This window comes from Streptomyces sp. NPDC059900, from assembly GCF_050270335.1.
In the GTDB taxonomy this organism is placed as follows: domain Bacteria; phylum Actinomycetota; class Actinomycetes; order Streptomycetales; family Streptomycetaceae; genus Streptomyces.
On sequence record NZ_JBNNJZ010001055.1, the window covers coordinates 1 to 1532 of the forward strand.

Genomic DNA, 1532 nt, shown 5'->3' on the forward strand with positions numbered 1-1532 from the left:
GTATGCGGCCGAAGGCATCCGCACGGTGCTCGTGACCTGTACCGACGGCGGCTGCGGTGACGGGCCGGGGGGTGTCAAGCCGGGCGAGCCCGGTCACGATCCGGCGGCCGTCGCGTCCATGCGCCGCCAGGAACTCCGGGAGAGCTGCGACGTCCTGAAGATCAGCGATCTGGAGATGCTGGACTACGCCGACTCCGGGATGATCGGCTGGCCGAGCAACGAGGCCCCCGGATCCTTCTGGCAGACCCCCGTGGAGGAAGGCGCCGCGCGGCTCGCGCAGCTCATGGAGCACTACCGGCCCGATGTGGTCGTCACGTACGACGAGAACGGCTTCTACGGCCACCCCGACCACATCCAGGCCCACCGCATCACGATGGCGGCGCTGGAGATGACCGCGCTGGCACCGAAGGTGTACTGGACGACGATGCCCCGCTCGGGGCTGCAGCGGTTCGGTGAGCTCATGCGCGAGTTCCACCCGGACATGCCCGAGCCGGATCCCGCCGAGGCCGCCGCGATGGCCGAGATCGGCCTTCCCGACGACGAGATCACCACCTGGGTGGACACCACCGCCTTCAGCGGCCAGAAGTTCGACTCGCTGGCCGCGCACGCCAGTCAGGGCGAGAACATCTTCTTCCTCAAGATGGGCAAGGAGAGGTTCGGCGAGCTGATGGGCGTGGAGACCTTCGTCCGCGTCCAGGACTCGACCGGCGCGTCCCTGCCCGAGAACGATCTCTTCGCCGGGCTGCGCTGAGCCGCCCCTCCGGCCGGGGCCCTGGCTCCTCGTTCTGCCCGCTCGTTCCTGCGTGCGGGCAGACTCCCCCGGCGCAGGGCCTGGTGCGCGCGGCGGGCCTGATCGTACGGGCGAACAGGTCCGCTCGGCGCCTGGTGCCCGTCAGGTGAGCGCCAGCGCCGCCGTGACGGTCTTGCCGTCCGGATCCGCCTCGACGCTCAGACGCGAGCACAGGCGCTCGACGACCATCCAGCCATGGCCGCCCGGCCTGCCAGGTCCGCCCGGGCGGCGCCGCGGCACTTCCGCACTGCTGTCGCTCACCCGCAGCTCGAACTCGTCGCCGGTCAGACGGGCGCTGAGACGGGTCACGCCGCCCGCGTGCAGGAGGGCGTTGGCCGTCAGCTCACTGACCACGAGCAGCGCGTCATCACGCAGGCGCTGCGCCCGGGGCAGTGGCAGGCCGCAGCACACCTCTACCAGCACCTCGCGGACGGCAGATCGTGCGTCCGCACAACTGATGTCCCCTGCTTCCACGATTTCCATGGTTTCCACTGCCTCGGCGACGCTCATCGCAGCGTTAGTCCTCTCCCCGTACATGTCCAGTCACCGCTCTCGTATCCGTCGGTCCTTCTCCGCCTGCCCGGAGCGGTCAACCTCACACCCCGTCCCTCGGGCCACCCCCCGGACATCCCGCCGGGGTGCGGCGCGGTCACCGGGGAGGCATCCCCCGGCGGGTTGCCGCTGATCCCCGGCCGACCCGTATTCCCGGCGGATCTGCTGGTCATGCGGGTGCAGACATGTG

Annotated in this window: 2 protein-coding genes; one reads left to right on the forward strand and one right to left on the reverse strand. The window is 70.4% G+C overall.

The features are described 5' to 3' along the window. Positions 1-751 (forward strand): PIG-L family deacetylase (locus ACQKIP_RS47140; protein WP_427745831.1); only part of this gene is annotated, 751 nt, incomplete at its 5' end. A 141-nt stretch (positions 752-892) separates the two neighbouring features. Here ACQKIP_RS47140 and ACQKIP_RS47145 read toward each other — a convergent pair. Then, positions 893-1300, reverse strand: a complete 408-nt coding sequence (locus ACQKIP_RS47145) for an ATP-binding protein (RefSeq protein ID WP_365853540.1) — start codon at positions 1298-1300, stop codon at positions 893-895. Positions 1301-1532: the final 232 nt, after the last annotated feature.

Bases quoted from the DNA above. Each gene is read 5' to 3' on its own strand.
- ACQKIP_RS47145 (WP_365853540.1), bottom strand. From the start codon at position 1,300: ATGAGCGTCGCCGAGGCAGTGGAAACCATGGAAATCGTGGAAGCAGGG.